11 protein-coding genes are annotated in these 14,333 nt (G+C 66.3%); 8 read left to right on the forward strand and 3 right to left on the reverse strand.

Annotated elements, in window-relative coordinates; genetic code table 11:
* The first annotated feature begins 10 nt into the window (after positions 1-10).
* The 6 genes from AC1ME3_RS00910 to AC1ME3_RS00935 all read left to right on the forward strand — a co-directional run bounded on the left by AC1ME3_RS00910 (position 11) and on the right by AC1ME3_RS00935 (position 7,077).
* The gene (locus AC1ME3_RS00910; protein ID WP_480955878.1) at positions 11-1,441 is read left to right on the forward strand and encodes a glycoside hydrolase family 125 protein; all 1,431 of its coding nucleotides are present in this window, start codon (positions 11-13) and stop codon (positions 1,439-1,441) included.
* A complete protein-coding gene (locus AC1ME3_RS00915) occupies positions 1,438-3,735 on the forward strand; it encodes a GH92 family glycosyl hydrolase (protein ID WP_480954458.1) in 2,298 nt (765 codons plus the stop codon). The genes AC1ME3_RS00910 and AC1ME3_RS00915 overlap by 4 nt, the downstream gene beginning before the upstream one ends.
* A gap of 19 nt (positions 3,736-3,754) precedes the next feature.
* Complete coding sequence (locus AC1ME3_RS00920; RefSeq protein ID WP_480954459.1) at positions 3,755-5,677, forward strand: alpha-L-fucosidase; 1,923 nt, start codon at positions 3,755-3,757, stop codon at positions 5,675-5,677.
* A gap of 51 nt (positions 5,678-5,728) precedes the next feature.
* Positions 5,729-6,022 (forward strand): DUF1330 domain-containing protein, encoded by a 294-nt coding sequence (locus tag AC1ME3_RS00925; protein ID WP_480954460.1) that lies wholly within the window; start codon positions 5,729-5,731, stop codon positions 6,020-6,022.
* Between the two features lie 129 nt (positions 6,023-6,151).
* Positions 6,152-6,448, forward strand: coding sequence for a hypothetical protein (locus AC1ME3_RS00930; protein WP_480954461.1), 297 nt, complete (start codon positions 6,152-6,154; stop codon positions 6,446-6,448).
* 77 nt (positions 6,449-6,525) lie between these two features.
* Positions 6,526-7,077 (forward strand): glycine zipper 2TM domain-containing protein, encoded by a 552-nt coding sequence (locus AC1ME3_RS00935; protein ID WP_056062326.1) that lies wholly within the window; start codon positions 6,526-6,528, stop codon positions 7,075-7,077.
* A 141-nt stretch (positions 7,078-7,218) separates the two neighbouring features.
* Here the strand turns inward: AC1ME3_RS00935 and AC1ME3_RS00940 are convergent, their stop codons facing one another.
* Positions 7,219-9,348, reverse strand: a complete 2,130-nt coding sequence (locus AC1ME3_RS00940; RefSeq protein ID WP_480954462.1) for a prolyl oligopeptidase family serine peptidase — start codon at positions 9,346-9,348, stop codon at positions 7,219-7,221.
* Between the two features lie 58 nt (positions 9,349-9,406).
* Here AC1ME3_RS00940 and AC1ME3_RS00945 point away from each other — a divergent pair, with 58 nt between their 5' ends.
* On the forward strand, positions 9,407-10,822 hold the full coding sequence (locus AC1ME3_RS00945; protein ID WP_480954463.1) for an MFS transporter: 1,416 nt from the start codon (positions 9,407-9,409) through the stop codon (positions 10,820-10,822).
* Positions 10,823-11,173: 351 nt separating this feature from the next.
* Here the strand turns inward: AC1ME3_RS00945 and AC1ME3_RS00950 are convergent, their stop codons facing one another.
* Positions 11,174-12,913, reverse strand: a complete 1,740-nt coding sequence (locus AC1ME3_RS00950; RefSeq protein ID WP_480954464.1) for a DUF885 domain-containing protein — start codon at positions 12,911-12,913, stop codon at positions 11,174-11,176.
* 126 nt (positions 12,914-13,039) lie between these two features.
* On the opposite strand from AC1ME3_RS00950, the gene AC1ME3_RS00955 reads away from it, so the two are divergent.
* Entirely contained in the window at positions 13,040-13,864 is an 825-nt protein-coding gene (locus AC1ME3_RS00955) for an alpha/beta fold hydrolase (RefSeq protein ID WP_480954465.1), read from the forward strand.
* 142 nt (positions 13,865-14,006) lie between these two features.
* On the opposite strand, the gene AC1ME3_RS00960 is transcribed toward AC1ME3_RS00955, so the two are convergent.
* Entirely contained in the window at positions 14,007-14,333 is a 327-nt protein-coding gene (locus AC1ME3_RS00960; protein ID WP_055878455.1) for an FtsB family cell division protein, read from the reverse strand.

Here is a 14,333-nt window from a genome sequence, read left to right on the forward strand (position 1 = left end):
CGCCGCGAACATGGACCGCCGCACCGTCATGGCGGGCGGCGTCGCCGGGGGCCTCGCGCTCGTCGGCACACCCGCCTTCGCCGCCCGCCCCTCGCTGCCGAGCAAGCGCCCAGCGCTCGCCGACCGCAACTTCACCAGCCGCTCGGTCGAACGCGAGATCGCGCGTGTCTCCGCCCGGATCGGCGACCCGAAGCTCCGCTGGATGTTCGGTAACTGCTACCCGAACACGCTCGACACCACCGTCCGCATGTCGACCGTCGGCGGCGCGCCCGACGCGTTCGTCATCACCGGCGACATCCCGTGCCTCTGGCTCCGCGATAGCTCCGCGCAGCTTCGCCCCTATCTCCATCTCGTCCGCGAGGACCCGGCGCTGCGCACGCTGTTCCGCGGCCTGATCGCGCGCCAGTCGCGCTCGATCCTGATCGACCCCTACGCCAACGCGTTCATGGAAAGCCCGACCGCGAAGACCGACCTAAGCTGGGCGCTGAAGGACCAGACCGAGATGAAACCCGGCGTCGCGGAGCGCAAATGGGAAATCGACTCGCTCTGCTATCCGATGCGGCTCGCCTACGGCTATTGGCAGGCGACGCGCGACGCGACGCCGTTCGACGCTACCTGGGCCGAGGCCGCCCGCGCCAGCATCCGCACCTACCGCGAGCAACAGCGCAAGGACGGTCGCGGCCCCTACAGCTTCCTGCGATCCTCGAACCGCAACACCGAGACGATGGCGCTGGAAGGCTGGGGCAACCCCGCCAAGCCCAACGGCCTGATCCAGTGCGGCTTCCGCCCCTCCGACGACGCCTGCGTCTACCCCTATCTGATCCCATCCAACCTGTTCGCGGTCACCACCCTGCGCGAACTCGCGGTCGTCGCGAACGAAGCGCGCCACGACACCGCGCTCGCCGCCGATGCCACCGCGCTGGCGAACGAAGTCGAGGCGGCGCTCGTCGCGCACGGCCGGATGCGCCTGCGCGATGGCAGCGAGGTTTGGGCTTTCGAAGTCGACGGCTTCGGCAACGCGGTCTTCATGGACGACGCCAACGTGCCGTCGCTTTCCGCGCTGGCGTATATGGGCTGCGTCCCCGCCACCGATCCGCTCTGGCGCCGCACCGCGCAAGCCGCCTGGAGCGACGCCAACCCGTATTTCTTCAAGGGCACCAAGGCCGAGGGGATCGGCGGACCGCATGTCGGGCTCGGCCAGATCTGGCCGATGTCGCTGATCGTCCGTGCGCTGGCGGGTGCCGACGACGCAACCGTCCGCGCGTGCCTGCGGATGCTGCGCGACACGGATGCCGACACCGGCTTCATCCACGAGGCGTTCGACAAGGACGATCCCGCCAAGTTCACCCGCTCCTGGTTCGCTTGGGCGAACGGCCTGTTCGGCGAACTGATCGTTCAGCTGGCGAACACCCGCCCCGCACTATTGGCGAGCGCACTATGAAGATCACCCGGCGCGCCCTGCTCGGCTCCAGCGGTGCGCTGGCCATCACCGGCGCGATGCCCGCCGCCGCACGGTCCACAAAGGCCGCGCCCAATCTCTGGATCGGCACCGGCGGCGACGGCCATACCTATCCCGGCGCGACTATGCCGTTCGGGATGGTCCAGGTCAGCCCCGACACCGATACCGAGAATTGGGCGAACTGCTCCGGGTATCATCACGGCGACCCGACCATGATGGGCTTCTCGCACACGCATCTGTCGGGCACCGGTATCGCCGACCTGATGGACGTGCTCGTCGTCCCCGGTCGCGGCGCGGTCAAGCTGTTGCCCGGCGCACCCGACAAGCGCGGCGAAGGCTATCGCCAGACCTATACGCAGGAAGTCACTGAGCCCGGCTATTACGCCGTCACGCTCGGCAACGGCGTCCGCTCCGAACTGACCGCGGAGACGCGCGTCGGGTGGCAGCGTCACCATTTCCCCGCCGGCCCCGGCCATCTCTTGGTCGATCTCGGCAACTACCGCGACAGCCGCCCCGGCGAAGGCCCGCTGATCGACGAGAGCCGGATCGAGCTCGATACCGACGGCACGCTCACCGGTAGCCGCCGCACGTTCCGCTGGGCAAAGGGCCGCCGCATCCATTTCGCGATGCACGTGTCGCCAAAGCCCGACCGGATCACGCTCTACGCCGACACGCAGAGCGTCAACGGCGCGATCGTCACCGCCGACCGCGTCCGCGCGGTGCTGCATTACGATAACGCCGGCGCCGCGCCGATCGTCGTCCGCACCGCCGTCTCCGCGGTCGACATGGCCGGCGCGCGCACCAACCTCGCCGCGTCCTATTTCCGCGAGTTCGACGTCGCGCGACGCCAGGCGATCCGGAATTGGGCCGACACGCTGAAGGTTGTGAAGGTCGAGGGCGGCACCGACGACGCCCGCGTCATCATGACCACCGCGCTCTATCACGCGATGATCGCGCCGACGCTCTTCTCCGACGTCGACGGCCGCTATGTCGGGCTCGATCGCGAGATCCACAGCGTGCCCGCAGGCGAACAGGCGTACAGCACCTATTCGACCTGGGACACGTATCGCACGCTTCACCCGCTGCTGACCTTGGTCGCACCCGATCGCGCGAAATCGCTGGTCCGCGACCTGATCCGCCAGACGCAGCAAAGCGCGTACGGCCCGCCCTGCTGGCCGCTCCAGGGAGTCGAGACCGGCACGATGATCGGCTCGCACTCGGTCGCGATCATGGCGGAAGCCGCTGCGAAGGGTATCGACGCCGACTATGCCGCGGCATGGCCCGTGATCCGAATGCGCGCATTCGATCCGGCCGCCCCCGACCTGGTCAACAGCCGCGCGCGGGGCAAGTACATCGAACGCGGCTATCTCCCCGCGGACGTCGTCGACGAGTCGGTCAGCCGAACGCAGGAATACGCCTACGACGACTGGGCGATGGCCACGCTCGCGCAGAAGGCCGGCGCGAAAGACGACGCCGATCGCCTGCGTCTCCGCAGCCGCAACTACCGTAACGTGCTCGATCCCGCGATCGGCCTCGCGCGACCAAAGCTCGCCGACGGCAGTTGGCTGACGCCCTACGACCCGATCCAGCTCGGCCATACCAAGCGCTATCGCGATTTCACCGAAGCGAACGGCTGGCAGACCACGTTCCTGAACCAGCACGATCTCTATGGCCAGATCGCGCATTTCGGCGGCGACGCGAAGTTTGCCGCAAGGCTCGACGCGCTGTTCGCCGCACCGTCGACGCTACCCAAGGACGCGCCGCCCGACATCTCCGGGCTGCTCGGCCAATATGCGCACGGCAACGAGCCCGACCAGCACGTGCCGTATCTCTACGCCTATGTCGGCCAGCCGTGGAAGACGCAGGCGTTGGTCCGCAAGCTGTTCGACACGATGTACCGCAACGCGCCCGACGGGATCATCGGCAACGACGATTGCGGCCAGATGAGCGCGTGGTTCGTGATGTCCGCACTCGGCTTCTATCCGGTCGATCCGGTCGCGGCGGTGTACGTGTTCGGCTCTCCGCTGTTCACCCACGCCGAAGTCCGCGTCGGCAAGGGTCGCAAGCTGGTCGTCGAAGCCCCCGGAAACCGCGCCGACACGCCCTATGTCGCGGCGGTCCAGTGGAACGGCAAACCATGGACCAAAAGCTGGATATCGCATGCCGATCTCGCGGCGGGCGGCACGCTCCGCTTCGCCATGTCCGCCACGCCGAACCCTGCATTCGGCGCGAAGCTCGTCGACCGACCGCCCTCGTTCGGCCAGCCCGCTGCCTGAGCCTCTCCCGGAGACGATGATGACCGAAGTTTCCCGCCGCCTGCTGCTCGCCTCGGGCCTTGCCGCCACCGCCACGCCCGCGATCGGTGCCGGCCGCGAAACCGCGCCGAAGCCCTGGGGTGCGACGCCCTCGAAGCGGCAGCTCGCGTGGCACGCACGCGAGCAATATGCGTTCGTCCATTTCTCGATCAACACCTTCACCGATCGCGAATGGGGCTATGGCGACGAGGATCCGAAGCTCTTCGACCCGACCGACTTCTCGCCCGACCAGATCGTTGCGGCTGCAAAAGCAGGCGGCATGCGCGGCATCATCCTGACCGCCAAGCATCATGACGGCTTCTGCCTCTGGCCGACGATGCTGACCGAACACTGCATCCGCAACAGCCCCTACAAGGACGGCAAGGGCGACATCGTCGGCGAAATGGAGCGCGCCACCCGTCGTGCCGGGCTCGATTTCGGCCTCTATCTCTCGCCCTGGGATCGCAACCACGCCGAATATGGTCGCCCGGCCTATGTCGAGTATTTCCGCAAGCAGGTGGTCGAGCTCTGCACGCGCTACGGCACGCTGTTCGAATTCTGGTTCGACGGTGCGAACGGTGGCGATGGCTATTACGGCGGCGCACGCGACACGCGGAAGATCGATGCACCGAAATATTATAACTGGCCGTCGATCGTCGCGCTGGTCCACCAGTATCAGCCGATGGCCTGCACCTTCGACCCACTCGGCGCGGACCTGCGCTGGGTCGGGAACGAGGACGGCGTCGCCGGTGATCCGTGCTGGCCGACGATGCCGAACCATCCCTATGTCCAGTCCGAGGGTAATTCCGGCGTGCGCGGTGCGGCGCTCTGGTGGCCCGCCGAGACCGACGTCTCGATCCGGCCCGGCTGGTTCTACCACGCCGACGAAGATTCGAAGGTCAAGACGCCCGCGCGCCTGATCAAGCTCCACGACGAGTCGGTCGGTCGCGGCACCAACCTCAACCTCAACCTGCCGCCCGACCGCCGCGGTCGCCTCGCCGACATCGACGTCGAGACGCTGAAGTCGTTCGGCACGGCGCAGGCCGCGACCTTCGCCACCGATCTCGCAAAGGGTGCGGTCGCATCGGCCAGCCACGTTCGCGGGAAGACCTATGCGGCCAGCACGGTGCTCGACGGCAACCGCGACACCTACTGGTCGACGCCCGACGCCGTTACCAACCCGACGCTGACGCTCGACCTCCCGCCGGGTCGATCGTTCGACCTCATCCGCCTCCGCGAGTATCTCCCGCTCGGCATCCGCGTGACCCGGTTCGCGATCGACGCCGAGATCGGCGGACAATGGCGCAAGCTCGCCGAGCATTCGGGGATCGGCCCGCAACGCATCGTCCGCCTGGACACGCCGATCGCCCCCCGCCGCCTCCGCCTGCGCATCCTCGAAGGCACCGCCTGCCCCGCGATCAGCGAAGTCGCGCTCTTCCGTCAGGTCGCACCCGCGCCCGTCGCCCCGGTCCGGAACACCGACACGACGACCGTCGTCACCAGCCGCTGGTCGATCGTCACCGCCACTGCGCCGGGTGCCAAGGCGCTACTCGACGACGACAGCGCGACTGCCTGGACCCTGCCCGCGCCTGCGCCCGGCACACCCGCCTCGGTCACGATCGACCTCGCCGCGACCGAGACGCTTGCCGGCTTCGTCCTGGTCCCGTCGCGCGCGGTGATGGCGAACACCGCCCCGCCGAAAGGCTACCTGGTCGAGGCGAGCACCGACGGCAAGACCTGGCAGGAGATCGCCAAGGGCGAACTCCCCAACATCGCCTACGCCCTCGCCGCGCAGCGTATCGCCTTCGCCCGACCGACCTTAGCGCGCTACCTGCGCTTCTCGTTCGCCGAAACCGCGATTCCCGCACAACGACTGGCGATCGCCGGCCTCGGCGCGTTCAGGCCGAAACCAGGCGCATTGTAACGGGCATAGGTATATTCGCTGCCACCCTGCCGCCGCAGAAGGAGAATCCAGATGACCGCCTATGTCGTATTCGTGCGCAACGAAGTCACCGATCCCGAAGAGATGAAGCAATACCAGGCCAAGGCACCCCTGGCCCGCGAAGGCCGCACGCTGAAGCCCCTGGCGTTCTACGGCGCGGTCGAGACGCTCGAAGGTCAGGCTGTCGAGGGCGCCGTGATCCTCGAATTCCCCGACGTGGCCGAGGCGCACGCCTGGTATGACAGCCCGGCCTATCAGGACGCGCTGCAGCACCGCCTCAAGGGTGCCGACTACCGCGTGTTCGTGATCGAGGGGCTCCCCGGCTAACATAGGGCCTACCGATCCCCGGCTGGCGCGCCCAACCTGTACGCCAGCCAACAACCCCGTTCAGGAACGATGTCTCTCAAAAGCCGTATCAACGGCGCATCCCGATTGTCGGGTTCGAGAGGACATCTCATGAAGTTTACGCATCTCATCGCTGCCGGGTTGGCCTTCGCGACACTCGGCCTCGGCGCCGCCGCCCCCGCAGAGGCTCAGCGCGGATACAGCCAGCAGTATCGCGACAACGATCATCGCGGCGACCACCGCGACCATCGTGGCGACCGCCGCGATTATCGCCACAACGACCATCGCGGCGATCGTCATGACGACCGCCGCTGGCGTGGTCGCGATCACGATCGTCGCAACTGGAACAACAACCGCCGCTGCCGCACCGAATGGCGCCACAACCGCCGCGTGCAAATCTGCCGCTGATAATTCTTGAAATCGAGTGGGCGGTGGCGCGATGCTGCCGCCCACTCTCGTTGTGACCTTTTAGAAGGATCCGGATCATGAAGCGTTTTCTCGGTACGGCTGCACTGATTGCCGCTACCTGCCTCTCCGCCGCCACCCCCGCGCTCGCGCAGTCGCAGGCCGACGACGCGCGCTTCGCCGCCGCCCAATCGCGCCTCGACAGCGAATTGCAGATCTTCCGCCAGGAATTCGATCGCTACCAGTCGGTCCGCGGCAACCGCGGCGGCTACGCGCCACAGGGCGGCTATCGCACCGCGCCCGATCGCAGCGGCGGCTATCAGGAAGCGTATCCGGACGAGCGCGACGAAGGTAACTACGACCCATCACGCTACTACCGTGCAGGTCCGAACTACCAGGAGCGCACGCTGTCTACCAACGACCGCGTCTATGCGGGCCAGGACGGCAAATATTACTGCAAGCGCAACGACGGCACGACCGGGCTGATCATCGGCGCGGCCGGTGGCGGTATCCTCGGCAACGTGATCGACGGCGGTCGTTCGCGGATCGTCGGCTCGCTGCTCGGTGCAGCGGCAGGTGGGCTCGCCGGGCGTGCAGTGGACCAGAACAACAGCCAGGTTCGCTGCCGCTGATCGACGATCGATTCTCCCCCGCAAGGGGGAGGTGGCGCCGAAGGTGACGGAGGGGGAGGACACGGAACCGAGGTTTCCCCTTCCTCCCCCTCCGTCAGGCGATGCCTGCCACCTCCCCCTGGCGGGGGAGGATCACAGGTTTTACTTCGCCACTCCGACCAGCTTCTGCGTGAAATACGTCATCTGCAACGCCTGCAACCGAGCCCCCTGCTCGATATCCGCATCACCCGAATGGCCACCCGCCGTATCCTCATAATACAGATACGGCAGCCCATATTCCTTCAACCGCGCCGCGAACTTCCGCGCATGCTGCGGCCCGACGCGGTCGTCCTTGGTCGTCGTCCAGATGTACGGCTCCGGATACGCGACGCCCTTCTTTATGTTCTGATACGGCGAGATCGTCTCGAGGAACGCCTTCTCCGCCGGCACCGTCACCGAGCCATATTCGTCGACCCACGACGCCCCTGCCGCGATCCCCTCGTACCGAATCATGTCGAGCAGCGGCACCTGGATCGTCACAGCCTTCCACAAATCCGGATGCTGGTTGAACTCGACGCCCATCAGCAACCCGCCATTCGACCCGCCATAGATCCCCAGCTTGGCCGGGCTCGTCAGCTTCCGCGCGAACAGGTCCTTCGCGACCGCAGCGAAATCGTCGTAGATCACCTGCCGCTTCGTCTTGCGCCCGGCATCATGCCATTTCGGCCCGAACTCGCCGCCGCCACGGATGTTGGCGAGAACGTACGACCCGCCCCGCTCCAGCCAAAGCTTACCGGTGCTCCCCGAATAGCTCGGCGTCATCGAAACCTGGAAACCGCCATACGCCGTCATGATCGTCGGCGTGGTGCCGTCGAGCGTGATGCCCTTCTTGTGGACCACAAAATACGGTACCTTAGTCCCGTCCGTGGACGTCGCCTCGAACTGCTCGACCACATCGTTCGACGCATCGAACTTCGCCGGCAGCGTCTTGATCAGTTTTGGTGCAGCGGAAGAGTCCGCATCCAGCGAATAGAGCGAGGTCGGCGTCAGGAACCCGGTCACCGTCAGATACGCATCGTCGCTACGATCGGTCGTGCTCGCGACATCGATCGAGGCATTGTCGGGCAGCGCGATCGGCTTGGCGGTCCAGCCCCCCGCCCCATGCGTATAGACCGACGCACGACCACGGACGTTGTCCGACACCACCAGCAACAGCTTCGACTTGGTCAAGGCCATCCCGTCGACCGATTGGCGCGGCCCCGGTGCAAACACGATCGTCGGGTTGATCGTCCCCTTCTCGACTTCGGATAGCGGCGCGGAAGCAACCGCCCCCTCGGGGATCGTGCCCCAAGGATCGCTGGTCGAGAAGATCACCTGTCCGTCGATCATCCCCGCCGGAAACGTCCGATCGGGCAGCGCGAGCGGCCGCGTCCCCGCCGGCGTCCACACCAGCTTGTCCGCACCGAAGAACGTCTTGCGGCGCTGGATCACGACCAGCCGATTGCCCTTCTCGTCGGTCAGCACGTCCGCCCCGGTCGCCCCCTGGTCGGTCGCCGCACCGCGATACACCTCGGTCGCGGCGGTCAGCGGTGCCCCACGCTTCACCTGCTTCAACACGAAAGCATAGCCCGACTGGGTCGTCGTCCCCGCCCCCCAGTCGCGCGCGACCAGCAGCGTATCCTTGTCGACCCAGCTCGCATCCTGCTTCGACTTCGGCAGCATGAAGCCGTTCGCGACGAACGCGCCGGTCGACAGGTCGAACTCGCGATACGTCACCGCGTCCTCGCCGCCCTCCGACAGCGCGACCAGGCACAGCCGCTCCTCGGGCTGGAGACAGGTTGACCCCTTCCACACCCACTGCTTGCCCTCGGCCTTGCCCAGCGCATCGAGATCGAGCGCGGTGGTCCATTTCGGCGTGGCGCTCGCGTAATCGGCAGCACTCGTCCAACGCCACAGTCCATGCGGATGCTCGGCATCGCGCCAGAAATTATAGATCCGCCCGAACATCTGGTTCGGCATCGGGATGCGATCCTTCGCCGACGCGATCGCCAGCGCCTCGGCATAGAAAGTCTTGTAGCGCGGATCGTTCTGCAGCCGCGGCAACGTCTTCGCATTCTCCGCCTCGACCCAGGCGAGCGGCTTTGCGCCATCCTTGTCCTCGAGCCAGATATACGGGTCAGCGGCAGTGTTCGTTTTGGTCATCGGTGCGACTTGGGCAAGCGCGGCACCGCCCGCAAGTCCGGCGCTACCGCTCAATATCGTCGCCGCAAGCATCGAAGCCAGAACCCGCATCGTAGTATCTCCCTGATTTGCTTGGCGTGATACATGCCGGGGTCTATCGCGGTCCGCAATGCAACCGGACCAGATATCGGCGGCCGATGGCCTGCCCAAGCCGCGCCGCTTCGTCGCCATCGCCGCAATCTCAGCGGGCACGGCGCTGACGATCATCGACGGCGGCATCGCCACCGTCGCACTCCCCACGATCGCGCGCGACCTGAACGTCGGCAGCAGCGCGGTGGTGACCGTGGTCACGGTGTACCAGCTGATCCTGGCGATGGCGCTGCTCCCGTTCTCCGGGCTCGGCGACCGCATCGGCCTGAAGCGCATGTACCAATACGGCCAGCTGCTCTTCACCGTAGCGACATTGCTCTGCTTCTTCGCCAAGAGCCTGCCCTTCCTGCTCGTCGTCCGCGCCGCGCAAGCCCTGGGTGCCGCAGCGGCGCTCAGCGTCTCATCCGCACTGATCCGCTCGATCTACCCGACAAAGCAACTCGGCCGCGGGCTCGGGATCAACTCGGTCGTCGTCTCCAGTTCCGCGGCACTTGCCCCGACGATCGGCGGCCTCGTCCTCGCCATCGCCCCCTGGCCCTGGGTGTTCGCCAGCGCAGTCCCGTTCGCGATCGCGTCGCTCCTGCTCGGCCGCGCGCTACCCGAACCACGAAAACACGACGAACCCTTCGACGTGCTGGGCGCGGTGATGTGCGCAGCGATGATCGGCCTCGTCATCGGCGGCGCCGAAAGCGCGGTCCACGGCGACAGCCCGATCGTCTCCGCCGCGATCGTCCTGACCGGCGCGGTGATCGGCTGGTTCTTCGTGAAGCGCGAGCAAGGCGAGACCAAGCCGATCCTGCCGATCGATCTGCTCGCCCGGCCCGTGCTCGCGCTGTCGGCGATCGGCGCCTACACCGCGTTCATCGCACAGATGACGCTGCTGCTCTCGACCCCGTTCCGCCTTACGCACGCCTACGGCTTCAGCGCGGCGGAAGTCGGCGCGGCGATCGCGCCATGGCCGCTGGCGAACATGTTCGTCGCGCCGCTCTCCGGCTGGTTGTCGGATCGCTACCCGGCGGGGTTGCTCGGCGGGATCGGCATGGGCGTATCGATCTGCGCGCTGCTGCTGATCGCCTACATGCCGGCCGATCCGGGGTATTTCGACATCGCATGGCGAATGGCGTTGTGCGGCTCGGGCTTCGGGATGTTCATGGCCCCGAACGCACGCCTCATCATCGGCAGCGCCCCCCGCGAACGCGCAGCTGCGGCAGGCGGCCTCGTCTCGACGGTCCGCCTGGTAGGCCAGACCACCGGCGCTACCTTGGTCGCCGCCCTCCTGGCCATGGGCGTAGGCGCCGGCATGACCCCGCCCCTCGTCGCCGCAGGCCTGGCGTTAGTGGCAGGCCTATGCAGCCTAAGCCGCCTCCGCCCCTCGATCCGGAACCCGCCGACCGAGGAAACGCAAGACGTGCAACCGGCCTCCCAGGCAAGGTGACCTACTCCCTCTCCCCTCCGGGGAGAGGGTCGGGGTGAGGGGCAGCCCAGCAGCGCCACGCCCGAAACAGCCCCTCACCCCAGCCCTCTCCCCGGAAGGGGGAGAGGGAGCAGCAGGAAGAAGAATGTTCACCCGCGAAGGCGGGTGCCCAGTCTGGGTCCCCGCCTTCGCGGGGACACAAGCTTCTGAGGAAACGCGACGACCTCCCCAAAAATAACACCACCCCGGCGAAGGCCGGGGCCCAGTTGGAAAGGTCGGCGTAACGGAGGGCCGCCCGTCGTTAGCAACGTTCCCCAACTGGGCCCCGGCCTCCGCCGGGGTGGTGCGAAATGTGGTGCAACCGCCCCCAAATCAGAAAGCCGCCGTCGCCTCAGCCTCCCCCATCATCGCCTTCCTCACCAAAGGAATCGGCGGCCCCCCATAACTCAAGAACGCGTCATGGAACGCCTTCCAGGCCTTCCGCCCACCCCGCGTCGCAGTCCAATCCGCCCGCAGCTTGCGGATCATCAACTTACCCATCGTATAGTTCAGATACGCCGGATCATACGTCCCCCGCGCCGCCTGCTGCTTGGCATTCCCCTCGTCCTGGTAACACTCGTCGACGAACATCCGGAACGACTGCTCCTGCGTCATCCCCTTCGCATGCATGCGGATCGCCGAAAGATACCGGCAATCCCGCAGCAGAGCGTTCGAGATCTGCCCCACATGCGTCTCCGAATCGCCGTTGTTGAGGCCCGCCTCCCACATCATCTCCTCGGCATAATGCGCCCACCCTTCCGCAAACGCATACCCCACGAACAGCCGCCCGAAGAGCGACGGCGAGCGGTTCGCATGCAGGAACTGGACGAAATGCCCGGGCATCACCTCGTGCACCGAGGTAAACAGCAGGTCGTCCTTCCCCGGCACGAACGCGTCCTGCACCGCCTTGGTCCACGTGGGATCGGGCGGCGAGATATAATAGATCGACGGCACGCCCTTATCGAACGGTCCCGGCGGATCGATATACGCCGAGTTCTGCCGGTTGTACGGCGGCGATTCCTCGACCAGCGCCTGCTCGGTCCCGGGGATCGTCACCAGGTCGTGATCGATCACGAATTTCCGCAAGCCCGGGATCTGGCGCCTCGCTTCCGCGACCGGGCCACCGACCGGCTTGTTCGCATTAATCTTGGCGATGCACGCGACGATCGTCTGCCCCTTGGCGAACAGACCACAAGCCTGCGCCAGCGCCGCCTGGTTGCGCTTCAAATCTGCGACACCCGCCGCTTCAAGCTGATCAAGCGGCGTATCCACGCCCTCGGTCGCCGACACCATCCGCGCGAACCGATCCGCGCCCAGTGCGAAATCCTGAGTCGCGGTCGCCCGCTGTCCCTCGGTCCATTTGGCGAGATCGCGCATCGCCACTGACGCCGCCTTGGCCGCATCCACCAACCGCTTCTGCGCCGCATCATCCTTCACGCCCGCAAACGCCTTCACCGCGTCGCCGGTGTAATAGTCCGCGAACCCGTTGAACCCGGCCACGCCGATGTTCACGAAGCTCAGCGGCATCGGCGTCTTCAGGTTCGCCTTGATGGTCCCCGTCGCCGCCGGGATCTTCTCGAACAGCGCCGTCAGCGCCTTCATCCGCTGCGCCGGCGTGCCATAGTTGCGCGCGACGTACACGTTCGGGTCCAGCCCCGCGCTGATGTACCAGGTCAGGTTGGTATGCGGCTGGTCGGCATCCTCCAGCCAGAACAGCTTCCCCTTGGCGACCTGCACCAGATAGTCGCGCTCGAACGCCTCGTCGGGTTTCAGATCCTTGAACGCCGCCGCCTTGTCGATCGCGCCATGGAGGAAGTCCGCCTGCCGCTTCAGCCCAGCCGCGCTCCAGTCGCCGAGCATGCCGTCATAGTCGTGCTTGCCCTGGTACACAGCGTTGGCCGGATCGATCTTGAACCAGCCATCGATGAACCCGTCGCGAAACCCCGCCCAGTCGCTTTTTACGACGGACGAAGGCGCAGCGGGAGCCTGTGTAGTGGAAGGAGCCTTTGCAGGACCGCACGCGCTCAAGGCCAGGACCGCGCCGAGCGCCGTCGTCAAAAGTCCGATCCGCATCCTGTCTCCACCTCTCGATTCGTCTGGCGCCATGCTGCCAGTCGAAGCTTCGGTACGCCAGCGTGCGGAACGGCGCGCACGATGAGCCGTTGAACGCACACCTCACTCGAGAGACAGGATTGCTTCATGCCCTACGTAAAAACCCGTGACGGTACAGACATTTACGTCAAGGACTGGGGCACCGGTCGCCCGGTTATTTTGACGCACGGCTGGCCGCTAAACGCCGACAGCTGGGACGCCCAAGCCATGGCGCTAGCCAACGCCGGCTTCCGCGCGATCGCCTACGACCGCCGCGGCTTCGGCCGCTCGAGCCAGCCCTGGACCGGCTACGATTACGACACCCTGACCGACGATCTGGCCGACGTCATGGAAACAACCGGCGCAAACACCGACGCGACGATCGTCGGCTTCTCGATGGGTGGCGGCGAGATCGCGCGCTACATGAGCCGCTACGAGGGCAAGGGCGTGGTCGCCGCCGGGCTGATCTCGTCGGTCGTGCCGTACATGCTCAAGACCGACGACAATCCCGACGGCGTTCCCGAAGAGACGCTCGCCAGCATCGGCGCCGGTATCGAAGACGACCGCCCGGCGTTCTTCAAGACCTTCCTCCAGCAATTCCTCGGCGTCGGGTTCATCACCTCGCCGGTCAGCGACGAAGTCGTCGACTGGGTCTGGAGTCTGGCGATGCAGGCGGGCCTTCACCCGACGCTGGAGTGCGCCAAGGCGTTCGGCCACACCGACTTCCGTCAGGATCTGGCGGCCTTCCGCGTACCGACGCTGGTCGTCCACGGGACAAGCGACAAGACGGTGCCGATCGACGCCACCGGCCGCGCCGCCGCCAAGGGCATCGCGGACTCGCAGTTGGTGGAATATGACGGCGCCCCGCACGGCCTGACGATCACCGAGAGCGATCGCTTCACCAACGACCTGCTGACCTTCCTCGGTCGGTAACGCCAGCCTGAATCCTCCCCCGCAAGGGGGAGGTGTCGCCGAAGGTGACGGAGGGGAGGACGGCGAAACAGAGGTTTCCCGTTCCTCCCCCTCCGTCAGGTAAGCGCCTGCCACCTCCCCCTGGCGGGGGAGGATCGAAATCTCAATTCCCCAGCGGGACGATAACCTCGTCCGGATGCGCGACGTTCAGTTCCTTGCGGACCATCTCGTCGACCATATCCGGGTTCGCGTGATCCGGGTTCAGCAACGCTACCCGGTTCTTCAAAACCTCACGCTTGCGATCGAGCGCGGCATAGTCCTGCTCGCGCTTCGCAAGCTGGCGCTTGTAGTCGCCATACGCGAACATCCCGTTCGGCCCGAGCACGGCATACGCGCCGAAGAACGCCATCAGCGTCAGCCCCAGCGCCGGCCACGCGGCCTTGCGCATCGTCTTCCGCAACTTGCTGGTCTTCGTCGTCACGCGTGCCAT

The organism is Sphingomonas sp. BL2, assembly GCF_056680015.1.

Excerpts from the sequence above, each read along its gene's own strand:
- AC1ME3_RS00910 (WP_480955878.1), top strand. The coding sequence starts at position 11 with ATGGACCGCCGCACCGTCATGGCGGGCGGCGTCGCCGGGGGCCTCGCG.
- AC1ME3_RS00915 (WP_480954458.1), top strand. The coding sequence starts at position 1,438 with ATGAAGATCACCCGGCGCGCCCTGCTCGGCTCCAGCGGTGCGCTGGCC.
- AC1ME3_RS00920 (WP_480954459.1), top strand. The coding sequence starts at position 3,755 with ATGACCGAAGTTTCCCGCCGCCTGCTGCTCGCCTCGGGCCTTGCCGCC.
- AC1ME3_RS00925 (WP_480954460.1), top strand. The coding sequence starts at position 5,729 with ATGACCGCCTATGTCGTATTCGTGCGCAACGAAGTCACCGATCCCGAA.
- AC1ME3_RS00930 (WP_480954461.1), top strand. The coding sequence starts at position 6,152 with ATGAAGTTTACGCATCTCATCGCTGCCGGGTTGGCCTTCGCGACACTC.
- AC1ME3_RS00935 (WP_056062326.1), top strand. The coding sequence starts at position 6,526 with ATGAAGCGTTTTCTCGGTACGGCTGCACTGATTGCCGCTACCTGCCTC.
- AC1ME3_RS00940 (WP_480954462.1), bottom strand. The coding sequence starts at position 9,348 with ATGCGGGTTCTGGCTTCGATGCTTGCGGCGACGATATTGAGCGGTAGC.
- AC1ME3_RS00945 (WP_480954463.1), top strand. The coding sequence starts at position 9,407 with ATGCAACCGGACCAGATATCGGCGGCCGATGGCCTGCCCAAGCCGCGC.
- AC1ME3_RS00950 (WP_480954464.1), bottom strand. The coding sequence starts at position 12,913 with ATGCGGATCGGACTTTTGACGACGGCGCTCGGCGCGGTCCTGGCCTTG.
- AC1ME3_RS00955 (WP_480954465.1), top strand. The coding sequence starts at position 13,040 with ATGCCCTACGTAAAAACCCGTGACGGTACAGACATTTACGTCAAGGAC.
- AC1ME3_RS00960 (WP_055878455.1), bottom strand. The coding sequence starts at position 14,333 with ATGGCACGCGTGACGACGAAGACCAGCAAGTTGCGGAAGACGATGCGC.